17 protein-coding genes are annotated in these 19,823 nt (G+C 58.4%); 10 read left to right on the top strand and 7 right to left on the bottom strand.

Features of this window, described 5'->3' with window-relative positions; translation table 11 throughout:
- Positions 1 to 424 precede the first annotated feature (424 nt).
- The 5 genes from AC3FNH_RS11575 to AC3FNH_RS11555 all read left to right on the top strand — a co-directional run bounded on the left by AC3FNH_RS11575 (position 425) and on the right by AC3FNH_RS11555 (position 8,778).
- Positions 425 to 3,364, top strand: coding sequence for a ribonucleoside-diphosphate reductase subunit alpha (locus AC3FNH_RS11575; protein ID WP_488720147.1), 2,940 nt, complete (start codon positions 425 to 427; stop codon positions 3,362 to 3,364).
- 160 nt (positions 3,365 to 3,524) lie between these two features.
- Entirely contained in the window at positions 3,525 to 4,712 is a 1,188-nt protein-coding gene (locus tag AC3FNH_RS11570; protein ID WP_029048109.1) for a ribonucleotide-diphosphate reductase subunit beta, read from the top strand.
- A gap of 626 nt (positions 4,713 to 5,338) precedes the next feature.
- A complete protein-coding gene (locus AC3FNH_RS11565; protein WP_488720146.1) occupies positions 5,339 to 5,998 on the top strand; it encodes a hypothetical protein in 660 nt (219 codons plus the stop codon).
- Positions 5,995 to 6,741 (top strand): hypothetical protein, encoded by a 747-nt coding sequence (locus AC3FNH_RS11560; protein WP_488720145.1) that lies wholly within the window; start codon positions 5,995 to 5,997, stop codon positions 6,739 to 6,741. The genes AC3FNH_RS11565 and AC3FNH_RS11560 overlap by 4 nt, the downstream gene beginning before the upstream one ends.
- Before the next feature lie 324 nt (positions 6,742 to 7,065).
- Entirely contained in the window at positions 7,066 to 8,778 is a 1,713-nt protein-coding gene (locus tag AC3FNH_RS11555) for an AIPR family protein (protein WP_488720144.1), read from the top strand.
- A 258-nt stretch (positions 8,779 to 9,036) separates the two neighbouring features.
- On the opposite strand, the gene AC3FNH_RS11550 is transcribed toward AC3FNH_RS11555, so the two are convergent.
- Both AC3FNH_RS11550 and AC3FNH_RS11545 read right to left on the bottom strand, forming a co-directional pair.
- A complete protein-coding gene (locus tag AC3FNH_RS11550) occupies positions 9,037 to 9,252 on the bottom strand; it encodes a SymE family type I addiction module toxin (protein ID WP_488720143.1) in 216 nt (71 codons plus the stop codon).
- A 327-nt stretch (positions 9,253 to 9,579) separates the two neighbouring features.
- Positions 9,580 to 11,103 (bottom strand): M81 family metallopeptidase, encoded by a 1,524-nt coding sequence (locus tag AC3FNH_RS11545; RefSeq protein ID WP_488720142.1) that lies wholly within the window; start codon positions 11,101 to 11,103, stop codon positions 9,580 to 9,582.
- A gap of 101 nt (positions 11,104 to 11,204) precedes the next feature.
- On the opposite strand from AC3FNH_RS11545, the gene AC3FNH_RS11540 reads away from it, so the two are divergent.
- From AC3FNH_RS11540 to AC3FNH_RS11530, 3 genes are read left to right on the top strand one after another with little or no spacing between them, the layout of a single operon-like run.
- Positions 11,205 to 12,332, top strand: coding sequence for a M35 family metalloendopeptidase (locus tag AC3FNH_RS11540; protein ID WP_488720141.1), 1,128 nt, complete (start codon positions 11,205 to 11,207; stop codon positions 12,330 to 12,332).
- The gene (locus AC3FNH_RS11535; protein ID WP_488720140.1) at positions 12,329 to 12,793 is read left to right on the top strand and encodes a hypothetical protein; all 465 of its coding nucleotides are present in this window, start codon (positions 12,329 to 12,331) and stop codon (positions 12,791 to 12,793) included. The genes AC3FNH_RS11540 and AC3FNH_RS11535 overlap by 4 nt, the downstream gene beginning before the upstream one ends.
- 25 nt (positions 12,794 to 12,818) lie before the next feature.
- The gene (locus AC3FNH_RS11530) at positions 12,819 to 13,265 is read left to right on the top strand and encodes a hypothetical protein (RefSeq protein WP_488720139.1); all 447 of its coding nucleotides are present in this window, start codon (positions 12,819 to 12,821) and stop codon (positions 13,263 to 13,265) included.
- A gap of 447 nt (positions 13,266 to 13,712) precedes the next feature.
- On the opposite strand, the gene AC3FNH_RS11525 is transcribed toward AC3FNH_RS11530, so the two are convergent.
- Positions 13,713 to 14,036: a hypothetical protein gene (locus AC3FNH_RS11525; protein ID WP_488720138.1), complete on the bottom strand. Its 324-nt coding sequence runs from the start codon at positions 14,034 to 14,036 to the stop codon at positions 13,713 to 13,715.
- Positions 14,036 to 14,671 (bottom strand): PAAR domain-containing protein, encoded by a 636-nt coding sequence (locus tag AC3FNH_RS11520; RefSeq protein WP_488720137.1) that lies wholly within the window; start codon positions 14,669 to 14,671, stop codon positions 14,036 to 14,038. The genes AC3FNH_RS11525 and AC3FNH_RS11520 overlap by 1 nt, the downstream gene beginning before the upstream one ends.
- Positions 14,672 to 14,809: 138 nt before the next feature.
- Here AC3FNH_RS11520 and AC3FNH_RS11515 point away from each other — a divergent pair, with 138 nt between their 5' ends.
- Positions 14,810 to 15,316, top strand: a complete 507-nt coding sequence (locus AC3FNH_RS11515; RefSeq protein WP_488720136.1) for a hypothetical protein — start codon at positions 14,810 to 14,812, stop codon at positions 15,314 to 15,316.
- Positions 15,317 to 15,432: 116 nt separating this feature from the next.
- On the opposite strand, the gene dsdA is transcribed toward AC3FNH_RS11515, so the two are convergent.
- Positions 15,433 to 16,773: a D-serine ammonia-lyase gene (gene dsdA / locus AC3FNH_RS11510; protein WP_488720135.1), complete on the bottom strand. Its 1,341-nt coding sequence runs from the start codon at positions 16,771 to 16,773 to the stop codon at positions 15,433 to 15,435.
- A gap of 98 nt (positions 16,774 to 16,871) precedes the next feature.
- Here dsdA and AC3FNH_RS11505 point away from each other — a divergent pair, with 98 nt between their 5' ends.
- Positions 16,872 to 17,837, top strand: coding sequence for a LysR substrate-binding domain-containing protein (locus AC3FNH_RS11505; protein WP_488720192.1), 966 nt, complete (start codon positions 16,872 to 16,874; stop codon positions 17,835 to 17,837).
- Between the two features lie 82 nt (positions 17,838 to 17,919).
- Here AC3FNH_RS11505 and AC3FNH_RS11500 read toward each other — a convergent pair whose 3' ends face one another.
- Positions 17,920 to 18,879: a tripartite tricarboxylate transporter substrate-binding protein gene (locus tag AC3FNH_RS11500; protein WP_488720191.1), complete on the bottom strand. Its 960-nt coding sequence runs from the start codon at positions 18,877 to 18,879 to the stop codon at positions 17,920 to 17,922.
- A 108-nt stretch (positions 18,880 to 18,987) separates the two neighbouring features.
- Positions 18,988 to 19,686 carry a PGN_0703 family putative restriction endonuclease gene (locus AC3FNH_RS11495; RefSeq protein ID WP_488720134.1) on the bottom strand — a complete coding sequence of 233 codons (699 nt, stop codon included), beginning with the start codon at positions 19,684 to 19,686 and terminating at the stop codon, positions 18,988 to 18,990.
- Positions 19,687 to 19,823: the final 137 nt, after the last annotated feature.

Here is a 19,823-nt window from a genome sequence, read left to right as displayed (position 1 = left end):
CGCTCGGATAAAAAAAATTTCCAAAAAATGTGCGTTTGCGCACGACTTGGCGCGATCCCTTGTCGCAGCGCGGTTCCCGGGAATGTGGCGCCGCCGCACTTGTCATCCGGGTGTCGCAACCACGCTTGTCAAGACTGGTCATTCGGATTTCTTTCACTATACTTGGGCCAGATTTCCGCAGTGACCACTATATGTAGTAGTTCAACCGGGGAGCTGGCCTAGCAACGAGGGGCGCTGTCGCAGACGTAGCGATAGTGGTTGAAACCCTGATGTGGGGCCGGCGCATCACAAGAGTCCCTGGCGAAATGTTTAGCAAAAGGCAGTCAGTCCAGCCGCCGCCAACGCATGGCCGGACGCTTTCGCAGCCGCATTTCGCCAGGGACTCTTTTGTCTCTTAAAACAGGCTAAAAAGACAGGAGTTCTTATGCAGACGGCCCAGAACGAAATCACCACGGGCGCAGCGGGCGCCGCCGGTATTGCAGGTACCGAGCAACAGGCCCCCGCGACCCAAGCCGGCACGACGAACTACCAGGATTACAAGATCATCCGCCGCAACGGCGCCGTGGTGGCGTTCGAGCCGTCCAAGATCACCGTCGCCATGACCAAGGCCTTCCTGGCCGTCAATGGTGGCCAGGGTGCCGCTTCGGCCCGCGTGCGCGAGGTCGTCGAGCAACTGACCGGCAACGTGGTGCGCGCGCTGGTGCGCAGCCGCCCGAGCGGTGGCGCCATCCATATCGAAGACGTGCAGGACCACGTCGAACTGGCCCTGATGCGCTCGGGCGAGCACGAAGTGGCACGTTCCTACGTGCTGTACCGCGAAAAGCGCGCCCAGGAGCGCGCCAGCGCCAGCGCGCAGGCCGTGGCCCGCGTGCAGGAAGCCGGCATCCAGTTCAACGTGACCGACGGTGGCGTGAGCAAGCCGCTGGACATCGTCGCGCTGCACGCGCTGCTCGACAACGCCTGCGCCGGCCTGGGCAAGGCCGTCAGCGCCGAGCCGATCCTCAAGGAAACGCTGAAGAACCTGTACGAAGGCGTGCCGATGACGCAGGTGTACGACTCCGCCATCCTGGCCGCGCGTACCCTGATCGAAAAGGACCCTGACTACAGCCAGGTCACCGCCCGTATCCTGCTGCACACCATCCGCAAGGAAATCCTGGGTGCCGAAGTGACGCAGGCCGAAATGACCACGCGTTACGCCGAGTACTTCCCCAAGTTCATCGCCCGCGGTATCGCCGCCGAGCTGCTGGATGAAAAGCTGGCCACCTTCGACCTGGCCCGCCTGGGCGCCGCGCTGGACGCCGGCCGCGACTTCCAGTTCAACTACCTGGGCCTGCAGACCCTGTATGACCGCTACTTCCTGCATATCGACGAGACCCGCATCGAGATGCCGCAGGCATTCTTCATGCGCGTCGCCATGGGCCTGGCCCTCAACGAAACCGACCGCGAAGCGCGCGCCATCGAGTTCTACCAGCTGCTGTCGTCGTTCGACTTCATGTCGTCCACGCCGACCCTGTTCAACTCGGGCACCCAGCGCTCGCAGCTGTCGTCGTGCTACCTGACCACCGTCTCGGACGACCTGGAAGGCATCTACGAAGCGCTCAAGGAAAACGCGCTGCTGTCCAAGTTCGCCGGCGGCCTGGGCAATGACTGGACCAACGTGCGCGCACTGGGCTCGCACATCAAGGGCACCAACGGCAAGAGCCAGGGCGTGGTGCCGTTCCTGAAGGTGGTGAACGACACCGCCGTGGCCGTGAACCAGGGCGGCAAGCGCAAGGGCGCCGTCTGCGCCTACCTGGAAACGTGGCACCTGGACATCGAAGAATTCCTGGAGCTGCGCAAGAACACCGGCGACGACCGCCGCCGCACCCACGACATGAACACGGCCAACTGGATTCCGGACCTGTTCATGAAGCGCGTGATGGAAAACGCCGAATGGACGCTGTTCTCGCCGTCCACCTGCCCGGACCTGCACGACAAGGTCGGCAAGGAATTCGAAAAGGCCTACCTGGGCTACGAAGCCAAGGCCGCCAACGGCGAGCTGAAGCTGTTCAAGAAGGTCCCGGCCATGCAGCTCTGGCGCAAGATGCTGGGCATGCTGTTCGAAACCGGCCACCCGTGGATCACCTTCAAGGATCCTTGCAACATCCGCAGCCCGCAGCAGCACGTCGGCGTCGTCCACAGCTCCAACCTGTGCACGGAAATCACGCTGAATACCAACGACAGCGAAATCGCCGTGTGCAACCTGGGTTCGGTGAACCTGGTGGCGCACCTGGCCAAGCAGGCTGACGGTTCGTACGCGCTCGACCACGCCAAGCTGCAGAAGACCATCCGCACCGCCATGCGGATGCTGGATAACGTCATCGACATCAACTACTACGCTGTCGAGAAGGCCCGCAACTCCAACCTGCGCCACCGTCCGGTCGGCATGGGCATCATGGGCTTCCAGGACTGCCTGCACGTGCTGCGCACGCCGTACGCCAGCGACGCCGCGGTGAAGTTCTCCGACACCTCGATGGAAGCCGTGTGCTACTACGCCTACCAGGCCTCCACCGAGCTGGCCGAAGAGCGTGGCCGCTACGAGACCTACGCCGGCTCGCTGTGGGACCGCGGCATCCTGCCGCAGGACTCGCTCAAGCTGCTGGCCGAAGAGCGCGGCGGCTACCTGGACGTGGATCTGTCGAGCACCATGGACTGGGACAGCCTGCGCGCCCGCATCAAGCAGCACGGCATGCGCAACTCGAACTGCATCGCGATCGCGCCGACCGCCACGATCTCCAACATCATCGGCGTGTCCGCCTGCATCGAGCCGACGTTCCAGAACCTGTACGTCAAGTCGAACCTGTCGGGCGAGTTCACCGTGGTCAATGACTACCTGGTGCGCGACCTGAAGGAACGCGGCCTGTGGGACGAAGTGATGGTTGCCGACCTGAAGTACTTCGACGGCTCGCTGTCGCGCATCGACCGCATTCCGCAAGACCTGCGCGACATCTACGCCACCGCGTTCGAAGTCGAGCCGACCTGGCTGGTGGAAGCCGCCAGCCGCCGCCAGAAGTGGATCGACCAGGCCCAGTCCCTGAACATCTACATGGCCGGCGCCTCGGGCAAGAAGCTGGACGACACCTACAAGCTGGCCTGGCTGCGCGGCCTGAAGACCACGTACTACCTGCGCACCATGGCGGCCACGCACGTGGAGAAGTCCACCGTGTCGCGCGGCTCGCTGAACGCGGTGTCGTCGGGCAGCGACAGCGGCTCCGCCCTGGATGCGGCTGCCGCATCGGCCCCGGCCATGCCGGAAGCCGAAGGCGCGGTCTGCACGATGCGCCCGGGTGATCCTGGCTTTGAAGAGTGCGAGGCCTGCCAGTAATCAGGCGGTAGAGACTTAACGCAGTAACCAACCACCCCCGGGGTTTGCACCCCTCTCCCGCCAGCGGGAGAGGGGCCGGGGGAGAGGGCCGGCGCCACCACAACGTGAGCCGTCATTTCTGACCACCGCGCCCCCCAATCGAATCACGGAGAACCACATCATGCTGAGCTGGGACGACGACGTTCAAGCCACCCCGCAGGCCGCGCCGCAGCCTGCCCTGCAACCCGCTGCATCGGCTGCCACCGCTGACCAGCAAGGCGTCCTGCCGCCGAGCGCCACGCAAGCCGGCATCCTGGGCAACAACCCCAACGCCGCCGCCGCGCAGAGCAACCGCCGCGTCAACGCCGCCGACAAGCGCGTCATCAACGGCTCGACCGACGTCAACCAGCTCGTCCCGTTCAAGTACAAGTGGGCGTGGGAAAAGTACCTGGCCGGCTGCGCCAACCACTGGATGCCGCAGGAAATCAACATGTCTCGCGACATCGCCACGTGGAAGGACCCCAACGGCCTGACCGAGGATGAGCGCCGCATCATCAAGCGCAACCTGGGCTTCTTTGTCACGGCCGACTCGCTGGCCGCCAACAACATCGTGCTGGGCACCTACCGCCAGATCACCGCGCCGGAATGCCGCCAGTACCTGCTGCGCCAGGCCTTTGAAGAGGCCATCCACACGCACGCCTACCAGTACATCGTTGAATCGCTGGGCCTGAACGAAGCCGAGATCTTCAACGCGTACCACGAAGTGCAGTCGATCCGCGACAAGGACGAGTTCCTGATCCCGTTCATCGACACGCTGACCGACCCGTCGTTCAAGACCGGCACGCCGGAAAACGACCAGAAGCTGCTGAAGTCGCTGATCGTGTTCGCGTGCATCATGGAAGGGCTGTTCTTCTATGTGGGCTTCACGCAGATCCTGGCGATGGGGCGGCAGAACAAGATGACTGGGGCTGCGGAGCAGTATCAGTACATCCTGCGGGATGAGTCGCTGCACTGCAATTTTGGGATTGATTTGATTAATCAGATCAAGCTGGAGAATCCGCATCTTTGGACGGCGGAATTCAAGGCTGAGATTACTGAGCTGTTCAAGAAGGCGGTGGATCTGGAGTATCGCTATGCGGAGGACACCATGCCGCGTGGCGTGCTGGGTCTGAATGCGCCGATGTTCAAGTCTTACCTGCGGTTCATCTGCAATCGTCGTTGCCAGCAGATTGGGTTGGATCAGCTGTTCCCGAATGAAGAGAACCCGTTCCCGTGGATGAGCGAGATGATCGATCTGAAGAAGGAACGCAACTTCTTTGAGACGCGCGTCATTGAGTATCAGACGGGTGGGGCGTTGAGCTGGGATTGAAGGTTGTCACCGACCGACAGACCCTTTGCTTTTTGACAGTAGTTTTGCCTTTGCAATGAAATCGTAGTGCCTTTCAGCACATCGTCGGATTGGCGATTGCAAGTGACTATTCGAGGTGGCGGAAAGTGCGACGATCGTATTGATCGCCGCACTTTTTTTTTTTTTGAGCAGGATCAGGGAGAGATCAGCCATGCCGCAAAGCGTACGGATTGTTGGAGTTGGCCTCGCAGATCGGGGAGGCGCTGCTAGTCAGGAGAGGTGCAAATTTGGGAAAGGCTGCACACCTACTAGTCGAGGAAACGACGACCGCGCTATCCTCCCAAGTGTTCCAAGGGTATATGCAAACAGGTCGCACGAGCAGCGAAAACCCCCATAGTGAAATGGGGTGTCAGCGACTCGCAACACGAAGTCACGCTACCGATCCCATTGCGGTCATTCGAGCTATGAGTGACAGCTCTACAGCGCCAGAACTGAGCGAAAATGAATGAATTTGCTGGCCTTAGCCTTCTTCGAGTGGCTATGCGAACCACAGTAACTGCCTCTCATTCCCGTTGCCTTTTACTGTGTAACAAAATGTGCCATAGTAGATATAATATTTGGCACGTATCCATGTGAAGGGGGATTCGATGGCAAAGCAGCCGCCAAAGGCCGATCAGAACGGAAAAATGAAGGTTCGGATCATCGAGTTCGAACTGGAAGGTAGCGACATATCGCTGCAGGAAAGCCTCAAGAGCATTACGGCCGCGCTTTCGAGGCCGGCTGTTGTCGTCGCCGCTCCGCGCCAGCAGCAACGCCTAGGCACAACGAGAAACGTTGCCGAGGTCGTAATGAATAACTCTGATGGCGAGCACTTGGAAGACATTGACGATGTCGAGGAGATCGAACAGGAAGAGGAGCCCACTGCCTCTGTTCCTCCTGCACCCAAAAAGCCAAGACGGCCACCGAAGATGGCGGCGCCGAGCCTTGTCGACATCCGATTTGACGACAAAAAGCCCACCTTCGCAGAATTCGTCGAGCAAAAGGACCCAAAGAACGATATGCAGAAGTACCTCTGCGCTGCGTTCTGGCTAAAGACCTATAAGAGTGTCAACGAGGTCAGCATCGACCATATGTACACCGCATATAAAGTGATGGGATGGGCGCTGCCGACTACGCCTATCCAGCCAATGAGGGAACTTGCAGCGACTCGCGATAAGCGGTTCAGCAAAGGCGCAGAGAAAGGCCACTACGCCATCAACCACGTCGGCGAGGGCTTCGTAACAACTAAGATGGGCAACGGCCAGTGAGCGATCTTCAGCAGTTCGTGAGCCGAATTAACGGCTTCGGCGGGAAGAGCTTCACGGACAAGGTTGAAATCTTCGCCTGGTATTTGCACGAGAAGAGTGGAAGGCCGAAATTCGGCCCCTCCGACCTATTGAAGTGCTTCGAGGCGGTCCACGAGTCGAAGCCGAGCAACATTCACTCTATCGTACACCGGTTGTCGACAGGGCGGCCTGCTCGCTTGCTGAAGGATGGCCAAGGGTACCGACTATCTGCAGCCGTACGCGAGCAGGTCGGTAAGCTCGTCGATCGCAAATCCAACACGGCAGTGAATGCGTTACTGAATGGTCTGCTGTCGTCCGTTACGAATAAAGATCAACAGACATTCCTCGACGAAACAATCGCCTGCTACAACGGTAAAGCCCATCGTGCCGCGATCGTGATGGGCTGGAATCTGGCGTACTCACACTTGTGCGACCGAATCTTCGATGCTCATTTGGCGGCGTTTAACGCAAATAGAACGAAGGCCCATCCGAAGCTCACAGAGATCGTCAAGCGCACCGATTTTCAGGAGTATGGCGAGCGACAAGTTATCGACGTCTGCAGGATAGCTGGCATCGTCGACAAGTCAATATACAAGATACTTCAAGAGCGACTTGACCGACGCAACATGGCCGCGCATCCGTCCGCAGTGATTTTCACTTCATCGCAAGCCGAGGATTTAATCACTGATCTAGTGAACAATGTTCTATTGAACTCAGGATTATGAGCCGGTGGCTCATAGTTCCCTCTTGGATTGTTGTGCTCTACTTCGGTATCGGCTTTCCTGAACAGGCCGGCGTGGCGCTCAAGATCGGAGCGCAAATCATCGCCGCCCTCAAGAACTATTCAGGTAGTAAGGATTTCGCGCCGGCGTAAAGGCGCTTTTTGTTACACCAAGGCAGAGAACCATGGTCAATCATCGCTGCGTCGATTGTGCCCTGCACCATATAGATGTTGATCAACTTCTGCGCTTAGAATCTAGCTCAGTTCAATAGTATCGCATCCCAAACGTATCAATACGCATCCAGATAATTTTGCATTGGAGAGAAATGTGCAAGACGAAATTCTAAAGAGTTATGTGCGAGATTTTTCTGAACAGAATGCATTGGAAAGTAAAGGCGAATCGGAGCAATTTGAACGTTTTGTAAATTTCAGCATAATTTCGAAGCAATATCCACGAGATTTCGACTTCGAAGATCTGTCAATTGGTGGTGCGGCTGACTCTGCCATTGATGGCGTTGCAGTCATCGTCAATGGTAATATCGTCCAGGAGCCGGAAGAGATCGAATTTTTTCTTAATCGAAACGGCTCTCTCAATGTTTCATTCTCGTTCATTCAGTCCAAGACATCGGCGAAATTTAACGGCGCACAAATCGTCAACTTTTTAGCGGGCATCCGTAATTTTTTCTCTGAAAAATCTGCAATTCCGGAGAACGAGGATGTACAGAAGTTGCGATCTATAAAGGAAGGTATATACAAAAACAGTATCAGCTTAGATCGGGCGCCGTCACTTAATCTTTTCTTTGTAACTACGGGTAGCTGGGAAGATCCTGAGCATATCCGTGGACTCATTTCTAACGAGCTTGATGTGCTTAAGGCTCGTGGTCTTTTTGCCAGTATCGACTTCCAGTGCGTCGACGCTGAGCGCCTTAAACAGATGTACCGCGAAGTCAGGGGTAGATCCCTGAAAGAGATAGATTTCCCGGCTCTCGTAGCTCTCCCTGGAATTGCGGGAGTCCGACAGTCGTTCGTTGGAAGCCTTGCTGCATCCGAGTATTTGAAGCTCGTTACCGACTCTGATGGGGAGTTACAGCGGAATCTCTTCTATGACAACGTGCGAGACTTTCAGGGTGACAACAGTGTAAATCGTGAGATTGACGCTACGCTGAAGTCTGGCGCGGGTCAAGCCGCGCTGGCGATCTATAACAACGGAATAACGATCATCGCCAAAAAAATTGAGCGGATAAGCGACAAGGTGAAGCTCGCCGACTATCAAATAGTCAACGGCTGCCAATCCAGTCATGTCCTCTTCGCCAACAAGGATCGAATCGAACCCGGAACTCACATCGTCGTCAAGATAATAGAAACCATCGATCCAGAAATTGCTGTAAATGTAATCAAAGCAACGAATCGGCAAACCGAGGTTAAGGTCGAGGCATTCGAATCGCTTTCCCCGTTCCATAAAGATCTTGAGGAATACTACAAGGCCAAGTCTAACGGAAAGCGTGCCCCAATTTACTATGAGCGGCGCTCGAAACAGTATGAAAATGTGCCGAACGTGCGTAGTAGTCAGGTCATCACTTTATCCGCGCAAATCAAAGCATTCGTTTCTGCACATCTTGCTCAGCCGCAAAGCACTCATCGGTACTTTGGTGAAATACTTAACAGTAACCGAGGCAGAATGTTTGTCGTCGGAGATTCGCTTGAAAAATACTACGTGGCAGCTGCCATTCTGAATAAAATAGAACATCTTTTTAAGAGAAATTCCCTTAAGCGTCGGTATAAAGGATTCAAGTATCACCTGGTTTTCATGCTGTACAACTATTTCATCAAGGTTTACGCAAATAAAAATAAGATTGATTTCGATTCTATCGAGAATGTGCTCGACGAGCATGCGGAGGTTGTGAAACTTGTAGAGGCGGCATCGTCGAGCATTGAGACCGCACTCCGCAAATTGAAGCTATCTTTCGAGGTTGGCATTCGTAGCAAGGCGCTAACGGATCTTCTTGCCAAGGAGCTTTCGGTAGCGGCTAAGACCGTTTGATTTTGTTTGGAGCTGGAAGTCCTCCTTGTCGAAGGCGACAGGACTTCCAGCTCCCGTCTTCGCTCCCCCCGCGTGAGCGGGTAGTCGTTGGAACCTGAGCGGTCGTTGCCACCACCGCCACCCGAATGTCGAAATCGGTTTCTGCTTCAGGCAAGTTTGGGGCTGTTTCGCGGCCTTCTCGGCCAGTCATTCATGGTCTCGCCCGAAGGCGGCGAAAGGCTGCTGATTTGCGTTCCGAATCGCCGCATCTCGCCGCGGCTATTCTACGGAGATGATAATTAACTTGCTTCGCACCTCTACATGCAGCGTTTGTCCCATAGAGAATCCTGCCTTTTCTAGCCATACACCTCGCAATCGAATCCAAGGGACCGCCCGTAAGCCGGTAAAATTGTTGCTTCGAGCTGGCACGACGGGGAAATGAGTACGTCCAGCTTTGATGGCGCGCACATGCACGCCAGAAGGCCCTTTTGCCATAACCAATCCTTACAAGAAGATTGTCAGTTCGCCCCTGTTCAGAGGGCGGCCGGGTACTTGAACACCGCTGGCAAACGGCCCACATTTTTCCCCTTTCGGGTCTTGTATTGATGCGCGCTACCCGGCCTCAGCAAACGCTATGGACGAAAAAGGCCGCGATCTGTCGGGCGCGGCGAGGCCGTTACCAGAGGTGTGTTCAGCACCGACAGCAAGGCAAAGAATGTGGATACTGATGCCAATAGGACGGCTCTGCATTGTGATGACGCAACAGCGCGCCACGTAGCTGTTTCGTCGTGAGGGAGCAGCGCGGGCCCGATTGCGCTGCTGTCAGGAGGCATCCGCACCGCTATCGGAGCGCACCTCATCCCACAAGGGCCAGAACTTTCCGACGAGCCGCTCACGCGGAAACGACGCAATCGCAGCGGTACTCAAGCCTTCACTGTCGACAGAAATGATCTGCTTAGCCACCGTCCGATATCCAGCACGGAAGTGATTGGCCCCCTTGATCGCAACAAGCTTGCACCCCGTGACATCGACCCCATGCATCGCAAACGGCTCGACATCAAAGATCTGCTCGGCACGCGAAGCCACGATGACATCGACACCGTTGATGATCAGCCGACACATCGCCCCCAGGTCGAAGCGAACCCCTTCAAACATCGATCCAGGCCGATTCACGAAACGACCGTCCGTGATGCATTTCACATAGGCATCGGCCTCGATCGGCGCCCCCTGGAAGCGGCCTTGCTTTCCGCCCAGTGAGACCCTGATCGTGGCGCCGACACCCGCGCGCTGTGCTTGCGTCACCACGGCCGCATCGTTGATCGACGCAAAACAGCACGTCCCGGCGGGCGGATTGGCATCCAGTAACGCGCGAAGCAGATGCGTGCCGTCTCCGGGTGTGCCGCCGCCCGGGTTGTCTGCGTACTCGTTGACAACGACAGGCCCCTCTGCCGCCGACAGGGCAAGGGCGACGCCCTGTGCGGGGGTCGGAAACGTCGGACGGAACGCCTCGCGATGCGACCAGATCCATTGCGCGACTTCGTCGACGCAACGCTGCGCAAGCGCGGCGTCTCCGGTGGTGGTGCACACGACCGCCGGGCAGGGGGCCGCGATATCCGCGTAGGGGAAACCGTGGAACCACGAGCAGTCGATGACGCCGGGCTGTGCGGCCAGCTTCAGGCAAACGTCGTTGACTTCCGCCGGGATGAACCCGTCTTGTGTCGTCACGATGTACGGCAGCATCGGCAGGCGTCGCATTGCGGTGACCGGTGTGAGCCCGCCCCGAATCATCTCAAGCAGCAGCGCGACGGCTTCGACGCCCCGGTCATGGAAGTCGGTATGCGGATACAGCTTGCACGGCAACGTCAGGTCGCAAGCGTCGCGCATCGCGTCCGTCATGTTGCCGTGCAAATCGTAGACCGCGGCAATCGGGACACCCGGCCCGACCAGCGCACGAACGGCAAGCGCCAGATCGCCTTCGACGTCTTCAGTGCCGTCGGCGACACCGGCGCCATGCAGGGCCAGCAGCACGCCGTCAACCGGCAGCGCAGCGCGAATGCCATCGAGGATGTCTTGCTTCATGGCGGCATACGCGCCGGCTTCGATCGTGCCCGAGGGCGTCGCCTGCCCGACATAGGTGGGAATGAGCGTGGCGCCGGTCCTGCGCGCGCCTTCGATAAAGCCGCCCACCTGATGATTCGATTTGTCGAACGCCGCCAGGATTTCGTCGCCCCGATACTGCTCGAACGCGCGCAGCGGCGTCATGCCCGCGAATTCGGCGGCGTACGTGTTGGTCTCGTGGATGAGTCCGGCAACGGCCAGGCGGACGGGCAATTGGTCTGAAGTCACGGGAATGCCTCCGGGAGGTATGTGCTGCGCGCGATCAGCGATTGACCGTCTTTGGATCAAAGCTTAGGGCGATCTGGGCGCTGGCGACAAGCGCGGAGGCGATGGAAAAGATGGCTGGCCCGCAATTCGCCTCTTGGTCATTGCTCTGCAGCAAAGACGGCACTAAGGGCGCGACGTATAGGACTTCAGCACCCAACCGCGAAAGAGGGAAAACCATGGCTGACGTTCGAAATGCACTCGTTGACGGAGACACGACAAGTACCGGAGGTACCCTCATCGGCACTGGCGATATGTGGCACCACGGCGTTCGTGTAGCAGTGGAAGGAGATTTTGCTACGTGTCCGGTATGCAAGAAGGGTGGAAAGGCACTCAACGACTGCCATCCTGCCTTCGTCCTGATGGGCAAGCAGATACTCGTCGAAGGGGCGCGGGTGTATTGCTCATGTGCCGTCAAGCCATTCGTCATCTCTTCCCAAAACAACTTCACCATAGAGGTGAGCCAAGGAACATCCACAGCAGGCGCATCATGGAAAGAAGCCAATGCGCCGCAAGCATTCAACAAGTTTTCGGAAGGCGTTAATGGCGATGCCTACACTTCGGACGAGGCAAGCATCTGCCCGAATATGAGCAATGAAGTGTTCCACAAGATAATGAGTCGGCTTCGTGATAAGGCGGTTCGCCTTTTAAGCGACCGCCTCGGCGAGCTTGAGCGATGGAGCCGTGCGGATCAGGACAAGGTCAGTCTATGGTTCGGCTCTGCATCGCCCGAAACGCGAACTACCCTGCTCGACGGTCTCTTCCGGATCCGCGAAATTATGCAAAGCTTGACGGCAAAGAACTATGAGAGAAGCACGCCAGAAGCGCTTGCGCGGGTTGGATGTGTACCACGAGCCGAATCAGGGCAAATTCCCGCTTCTGCGAGCGTTTGCAAGCCGGATGGTACCTACACGATCTTCATCGGCGACATATTCTGCTCCCAGCCAGATGAAAACAATCGCTATGACGGTGTGCCTCTCGCAAAGGACTCCAAACTGGTAACGTTGATTCACGAGGTGTCGCACTTTCCCGCTGCGATGAATACAGATGACCACTGGTACAGTATGACGCGGTCGCAGGAGCGGGCGGCTGCCCGCGATATGTTCTGCTTGAGCAATGCCGACAATATTGCCGCCTACGTGGTGAACATCCCGAACTGGAATGGGGATAAGCCAATTTGGAGGCAGCAATGAAGAAGATCCTCATCTTGTTGGCACTCTTGCTTGCCATGCCTATGCCTTCCTTTGGCTGCAGCTTGGGTAACCTGGAGCTAGATCCCATCTTCGAGCCGGGCGCTTCTCGTTTGTCTGCGCAAGAGATGCTGCGATTGGCCGAGTGGCGATCTGAGCTGAGGCTCAGGTTTCCAAATGCAGGCGAGTTCTACGTTGAGGTCCAGGCAAACAAGGCTGCGGGCGTACCTGCTCGGCTTGCGGAAATCCGACGGATACACCTGATGGAAGCCCTCAAGAATCTCGGCGTCGGGGTGGCGGATATCCAGGTGTCCAGAGTTGTCGAGCGAAGCGTTGACCCCGCACACCTGGCGAGGACGGACCTGAAGCCGCAGGTAATCCGCTACATCAATACTGCTGCTATTGCGATCAACCCCAGATGCCCACATGCTTGTTGTCCGGGGCCTCAACCCATCCAACACTGACCGAACCATCACGGCGGCGTTCCTCGTGAAAATGCTGCGAAAACTTGCCGCCGGCTCCTTCTTCCTGTGGTGCTGCTCGACGTTCGCATGCTCGCTGACAGGCCTCGAACATGAACTCCGCTTTTCCAGTGACGACGGTGTACTGCCGGCATTCGCCGTTCAAAGGCTGGCCGATTGGAACGTCATCATGAAGCAAAATTTTCCAAGCGGCGGACGATATGCTGTTTTTGTCAGACACGCCTACACGGGAAGGCCAACGATGAAGCTTGCCATGACCCGCCTCAAGAGCATCGAGGCAGCTTTGGATGCCATCGGTGTCGAGGCAGGGCAGATCGAGCATTCGGAAGTTGATGCCGAGATGCTTGACCTTCGGTCTGTGGGCAGAAAGGTGAGTCCAGTCAGTGAGGCCTATGTGGTATTTCAGCCGGCTTGTCCTCATGCATGCTGCCCTGGCCCACAGCCAATTCGCTAGAGTTTGGTGCTCTGATTGACCATCATGCACAAGATGAGCGCGTGGGGAAGGGAGTCAATCAAAATGGTGAACTACTGAGAGCTTCCGAACAAACCAATTCCCAGCGGTGGATCAAATGAGCCTGCTTCATCGGTCCAGCCGTCGAGGTTGCCGCACTTCACCCGGTAGGAAACTAAAGCTTTTGTCTCGATGTTGACCAGTCGGCATCGTGTGCCCGGCTGAACGGTTCCCTCGAAAGGCCCGTGCCGTTGCAAAACGTCAAGCGGGGCTTTATGCAGCGGAACGGGTGCTACCGCCGTTCGCCCCACAACGTCAATGGTATAGCTACCGAACCAGGCGTAAGCGAGGCTGAACGCAACGGCACTTACGCTCCAGATCAACACCTTACCAATTGCCGGATGCGCCACCTTCGTAACCCTTCGCGTAGAGGCTTAATCCAATTCAGCATCACGCCGCGGCCGCTGAGAACATTACTCGAATCACCCAGGTGTCCAAGGCGTAGCAGGCAACAAAGGCTAAGATGGTCGTCCCCGCGACCGTCAGCAATGATCCGCGCGGGATCGGGCTGGCCCAGAGCGAGTATCCCAACGCCCCAAGCCAAACCATCGCGAGACCAAGGTCAACCAGAAGCACCGCCGCTGATACAACCCCCGCATAGCCAACAAACATATCATCGCGCGTTGGGGAGGCCATGACGTGAAAGAGGCTTAGCCCGATCAGGGAACCGGGCAGTAGTACCGAGGGCAGCAGGAACAACCAACGCAGAACCATTACCTCACTCCATCAGCTGCGACTCGATCCGCCAGCTTCTGCAGCCGACGCGGCAAATCGGGCACCACGTGTGCATAGTAGAAATGGCCTTCACCAGTCCCGGCGGACATCTGGCTCGCAAGTGTTGGTGCTGCCGCAATCAGGGCGGCTTGCGACATGCCCGCGTAAATCGGGTCTCTGTGTTCAGTCAAGTCGATCACGACGACTTTGCGAATGTGAGGATGCTTCCGCAGCTTATCCAGGAATGTCCCATCGATCGGTGAGCCGATCAGTACCAGATGGTCAACAGTATGCCCCTGCTTGGCGTAGTAGTTTGCGGTCTGCGCTGCAAGCAACGACCCATAGGAGTACCCGACACAGACAATGAAGCCCTCTTGCTTGCAAACAGGGCAGTAGACGGCGTCGCCTTCCCGGGCAACAGGCTCGTTGTGCCAAAAGAAGGAGCCACTGCCGCCCACAATGACAGCTCCGTTATTGGCGATGTCGCCTCTAATCAGATAGGTCCGGGTCACCATAACGAGACCTCGGCGCTTGAGGATGCGCTTTGTGAGCTTGACCTGACGCAAAGGTCTGTAGAGCTTGCTATGTGAAGAATCTTGATTCCGATTGAGGCCATATCCGGCTCCGTTGAGCATGGCAAGTTGCCACCGGAGATATGGAACAAGGCGTCGGGTACGGAATCAATCGGGAGAGTTCCAAATTGGTCGCGGAAATTGCTTCAAGGTGCTCGGACCGGTTGTACGCCAGAACTTGGACAATAGCGTGCTGAGAACATGAAATCTGATCTTCGAAAGTTTGCAGGTCGTGTGGTTGTCCCGGCGGCGCTCGTGGCAACCGGAATCTTGATCATCTTCCTATACCCCTTTCGCCTGTCCGACGAGAACGTAACGATTGATGTCATGTACATGCAGTATGCCTGCGGGGACTGCTACGTACAGTACCGGGTGCTAAAGGCGGGTCGAGAGGGTGGCCAGATGCAAGCCAGAACGTTCGATAACGAAAACGATACCCCGACGCGGTTCATTGGCTGGGATGTCGTTGTTCTATACAAGGACTCTGACAAGCCGTTGCTCGAGTACGTAGACCCAAGCACCGCCTCACGCAATGACTGCGCTAGCCTCGTCGTCCGCCTGAGCGGGCAGTTCAAGCGCAAGCTGATCTACATGTTTCTCTACTCCGGCGAAAGATACGATGGCACCTACTTTGATGCGGACACCGCTTCGATCGTCCCGAACGGCATCCTCGGCTGCAGGTCGAGTCGCAGGGCGTCGATCCGATAAGCCAAGATATCTTCGGTGCAGCACTGGGTAATGACAGTGGTTTCGCCGCAGGTCAAACGCCTGAAACGGGGTGAAGCGTAGGGCGACTTTGGGGTAGGCAGCTTCTTGCGTAGGTGTCAGGCTGCCTGTTGCATCGCGCCACACACATGGCCGGCCAACGTCGCGGCGTAATCCTGGAACCGGCGAAGCTCCTCGGGCGGGACGAGCGAGCCGCCGGTGGCCCAGATCACATGCGTGGCGTCGTGCATGTTCAATCCGTGATCGCGCACATACGCCTGGCCCTCGGGCGAGTGGCGCAGCCAGCCCGGGCCTCCGATGCCGGCGGCCGCTGACGGCTCGACTTCCACGCCCATCGATGTCTTGAGCGCGAGCAACTGAACGTAGAGCTGATCGTCGGAGACGGTGAACACGCCGGCGAGTTGGGAAGCCATCAGCGGGCTGACCAGATGGGATGCCTGGCCGACGGCGAGGCCATCGGCGTCGGTCCGGTTATCCAGGCCGACGTCGTAGACGGATACGGGAGATTGCGCACCTGAGGCCAACTGCACCAGTACGCACGGCGAGGCCACGGGCTCGGCGAAGAAGCAGTGCACGTGTTCGCCGAACAGTGCCTTGAGCCCGTAAGTGATACCACCAGGTGCGCCGCCGACTCCGCAGGGCAGATAGACGAAAAGCGGATGCGCGGCATCCACGACGCGGCCGGCTTCGGCCAGCTGGCGCGCCAGGTGGCGTGCCGCGGCGGCATATCCGAAGAAGAGCATGGCGGAGCGCTCGTCATCAACAAAATGGCAGCGCGGCGCTGCCAGCGCCTGCTCCCGGCCCGCTGCCACGGCTTCAGCGTAGTCGCCTTCATGTTCCACGACCCGGACGCCGCGTTTGCGCAGGCGGTCCTTCTTCCACGCCTTGGCGTCCGCGGACATATGTACAACCGCATCGAACCCGAGAGCTGCCGCCATCGCGCCGATGCTCAAGCCCAGGTTGCCGGTGCTGCCGACCGTCACCGAGTATTGCGAGAACAGCGCGCGCGCCGCCGCCGTCGCCAGCACGCGGCGGTCACCGTCCGGTTCGAGGACACCGTGCTCGATCGCGATGGATTCGGCAATCGCCAGCACTTCATGAAAGCCGCCGCGAGCCTTGATGGAGCCGGCAATCGGCAGTTCGTCGTCGCGCTTGAGGAACCATGCTCCCTCGGCGCCATCGTTGCCGACGATTGCGTGTTGGAGTGCGGTGGCCGGCATCAATTGCGATTCCACTTGCCCATGGCGTGACGCCAGTTCGGGAAACAGCGCCGCCATGAGCGGTGCACAGCGCGCAAGACGCGCCTCGGCCGATGCGATCCCTTCCGTCGATGGGGCAGAAGCCGGCAGGGATTGCCCGAGCCTCGGGTTCAGCCAAAGCAGCGGCTGTCTCGATTGAAGTCTTGCTAATAGATCGCCAGAGAGCGGCAGAGTGGCCATTACGTCCTTCTCCAAGGAATTGCTTATGGGCTGTGATCGTAGACGCTGCAGTCGTGCAAAAATAGCGATCATTTCTAACGGTTGCATTAGCCAGGCTAATACGAATGCAGCTCGATTCCTCTGTTCTCGGGGCGCTGCGGTGTTTCGAAGCCGCGGGGCGCCTGCTGAGCTTCACCAAGGCCGCCGAATCGCTGAACCTCACCCAAAGCGCGGTGAGCCAGCAGATCCGCCATCTGGAAGACCGTCTCGGCTACGTGCTCTTCGTACGCCAGCCGCGCAACTTGAAACTGACGCCAAAGGGCGAGGCGCTGCTCGAGACGACCACGCGCGCGCTGCATGAGATCCAGCAGACGATCCAGCGACTCGGCCTGCCAAACGCGCCTTTGCAGGTCAATTGCCTGCCGTCGTTTGCGCTGCAATGGCTGATGCCGCGCCTGACCGAGTTTCACCGCGAGCAGCCGGATGTGTCCGTGCGCCTGAAAGCCGAGTTCCAGTCCCTGGACAGGCAATCGATGGACGCGGAAGACATTGACGTGGCAGTTCGTTACGATCCGGTCCGCTACAGCCAGTTGCACGCGGACGTTTTGCTGGATGAGTACCTGATTCCTGTGGCCACGCCCGAGTACCTCGCCCGGCATCCTGGGTTATCTGATGGCACTTCGCTCGACGGCGTCGAGTTACTGCATGACGCATCGCCATGGGTCGGCGCAGCCGAGTTCGTGGAATGGCGCACATGGATCGAGGCGTTCTACCCGGCATGGATTGCGCATCTGGAGGGGCCGCAGTTCAATCTTTCGAGCCTTGCCATCAGCGCGGCGTTGAACCATCAGGGGGTGGCAATGGGGCGTACGGCTCTGGTCTATGACGAGATCAGGAGCGGACGGCTGGTGAATGTCTTCGGCAAGCACGTACGCGCGCCGGCGCGCTACATGCTGCTTTCTCGTAATCCTGAGGATCGGCGCACGACCACTTTCTCAAAGTGGCTCAAGGCGGAGTGTGCGAGATTCGAGGCCGCGCGGATGAAGTTGCTTTCGTTGAATGGGGTGTCACGAGAAGCCGGGTAGGGGCCTCTGATACTGCTGTCGGTGCCGCCGAAGAGGCCAGTCATCGCACCGAGACTGGCCGCCAGTTTGCACGTGCTCGGAATCAGTCGGCGTGAACTTTCAGGTTGCGCAACAGCGGTTGCCATTTGTCGCTCTCAGCCTTCAGCCAGTGCTGCAGCCCCTGAGGGGTCTGTTTGTCCAGCGGGACGATCTGCGCACCCAGTTCGGTCAGCTTGGCGACTACTGCCGGGTCCCGCAGCCCCTTCTGCAGCGCCTCCGTAATGCGCTTCGTGATGGCCGGCGATGTGCCTTTCGGCGCATAGATGCCGTGCCAGACCTTGACCTCGAAGCCTTTGAGACCGCCTTCCTGAAGCGTTGGGGCCTGGGGCAGCGCGGCAATCCGTTGAGCCGTGGTGACGCCGAAGAGCTTCACGCGACCGGCCTTGATCTGCGGTAGCGTGGCAGTCGTCTGATCACATAGCAGGTCGACTTGCCCGCCCAGCAATGCGGTAAGCGCGGGCCCGGCACCGGGATAGGGAACCGCCGTCATCTTGGTTTGCACCGACTCCTCAAACAGCAGGCCACACAATTGCGATACCGCGCCCAGGCCCGCGTTTGCCAGCGAGACTTTGTCCCGGTTCTGGCGAACATATTGGATCAATTCCGGCAGCGTCGAGGCGGGGAGGTCCTTGCGGCCCATCAGCGTCATGGGTACATCGGCGACTTGCCCGATGTACTCGAAGTCCTTGAGCGGATCGTAGGAGAGCTTTTTGTAAAGCGCGGGCGCCGTTGCCATCCCGTTGTGGTGAATCAGGATGGTGTATCCGTCGGGCTGGGCGCGGGCAACGTACGCTGCAGCCACCGTGCCGCCGGCGCCGACGCGGTTCTCCACGATGACACTTTGACCAAGCTCGCGCGTCATGGCAGCCGCGAGCGAACGAGAGACCACATCGGTGGGGCCGCCAGCGGAGTAAGGAACAACCAGAGTAATGGGCTTGGACGGGTACGCGTCCGCGGCCTGGACGGTCGATGCCAACATCGTTGTTGTAAGCAGGCCAGACATCAACACACTGGCAATCCTGTATCCAAGCATCATTGTCTCCATCTTGATTTGCCGGCACGCGAGAGATCGCCAGCGAAAGGTGCGTTGCACGTACGATGGGAGACGCCGCTAAATGCGGCAATTCTTATTTCCTGAAGTGGACTTTTGTGGTGGGTGAATGCTGCGCTGCACAGCGGCGATGCACTGCCAGCCTAGCGGTGGAAGGCGACCGTCCCGATGACGTTCCCCATTTGGTCCCGGCCAATCGAAGTACACATACCGCAGTACCCAACGGTCGTCGTATTGACGGGCGAGCGCAAGCGCATGCTTAAGCAACTGCGGCGCGCCAATGTGCCGAAACGCTTCGCGCCCTGCTTGCAGGGCTTGCGCAAGGGACTGCGCTCGGGGCAGTCCGACTTCCTCCCAACGGCTGCGTCCCTTTGCAAGGTATGGCGGCCTGAACGCCTCGCCCAACTGCGTTGCCTTGCCGCGTAGCCATTCCGTGAACTTGCTCTCCACGCCAGCCATGATGCCGTTCGCCAGTGGCAAGCACACATCCAGATTGGCGTGGCTGTCGACCCCGGTGGGCAGTTTGGATTCGAATAGCGCTGCGGTCGGGCAGGAGGGCAGCGCCAGCGCTTTCATCAAAGGCGTGGCATCGGCGCAATCGGTCCAGAAATCGAAGATGTTCGCGGCCAGCGCGGAGGACGAATGCAGGGCTCGCATCTTTGCTGGCTTGTCCCCACGCTCAAGTAGTTCGCCACCGTCGCCATTTGCAAACGCTGCCAATGTTGCTGGCGAGAGTGGCCGCATCAGATTCAGGTCCAAATCGGGGACATAACCGCGTGCGTCAAAGGCGATGCCCCGAGTCGCCGCCCACTCCTGCTGTGCCCTGAATATGGCTGCCGATATAGCATTGGACGGCGGCTGAGCGCAGGTATGTAGCCAGCCGCCCTCGCTTGTCG

Source organism: Cupriavidus sp. 22TCCZM01-5 (assembly GCF_057798915.1).
This window is presented reverse-complemented; position numbering and strand designations above follow the sequence as displayed.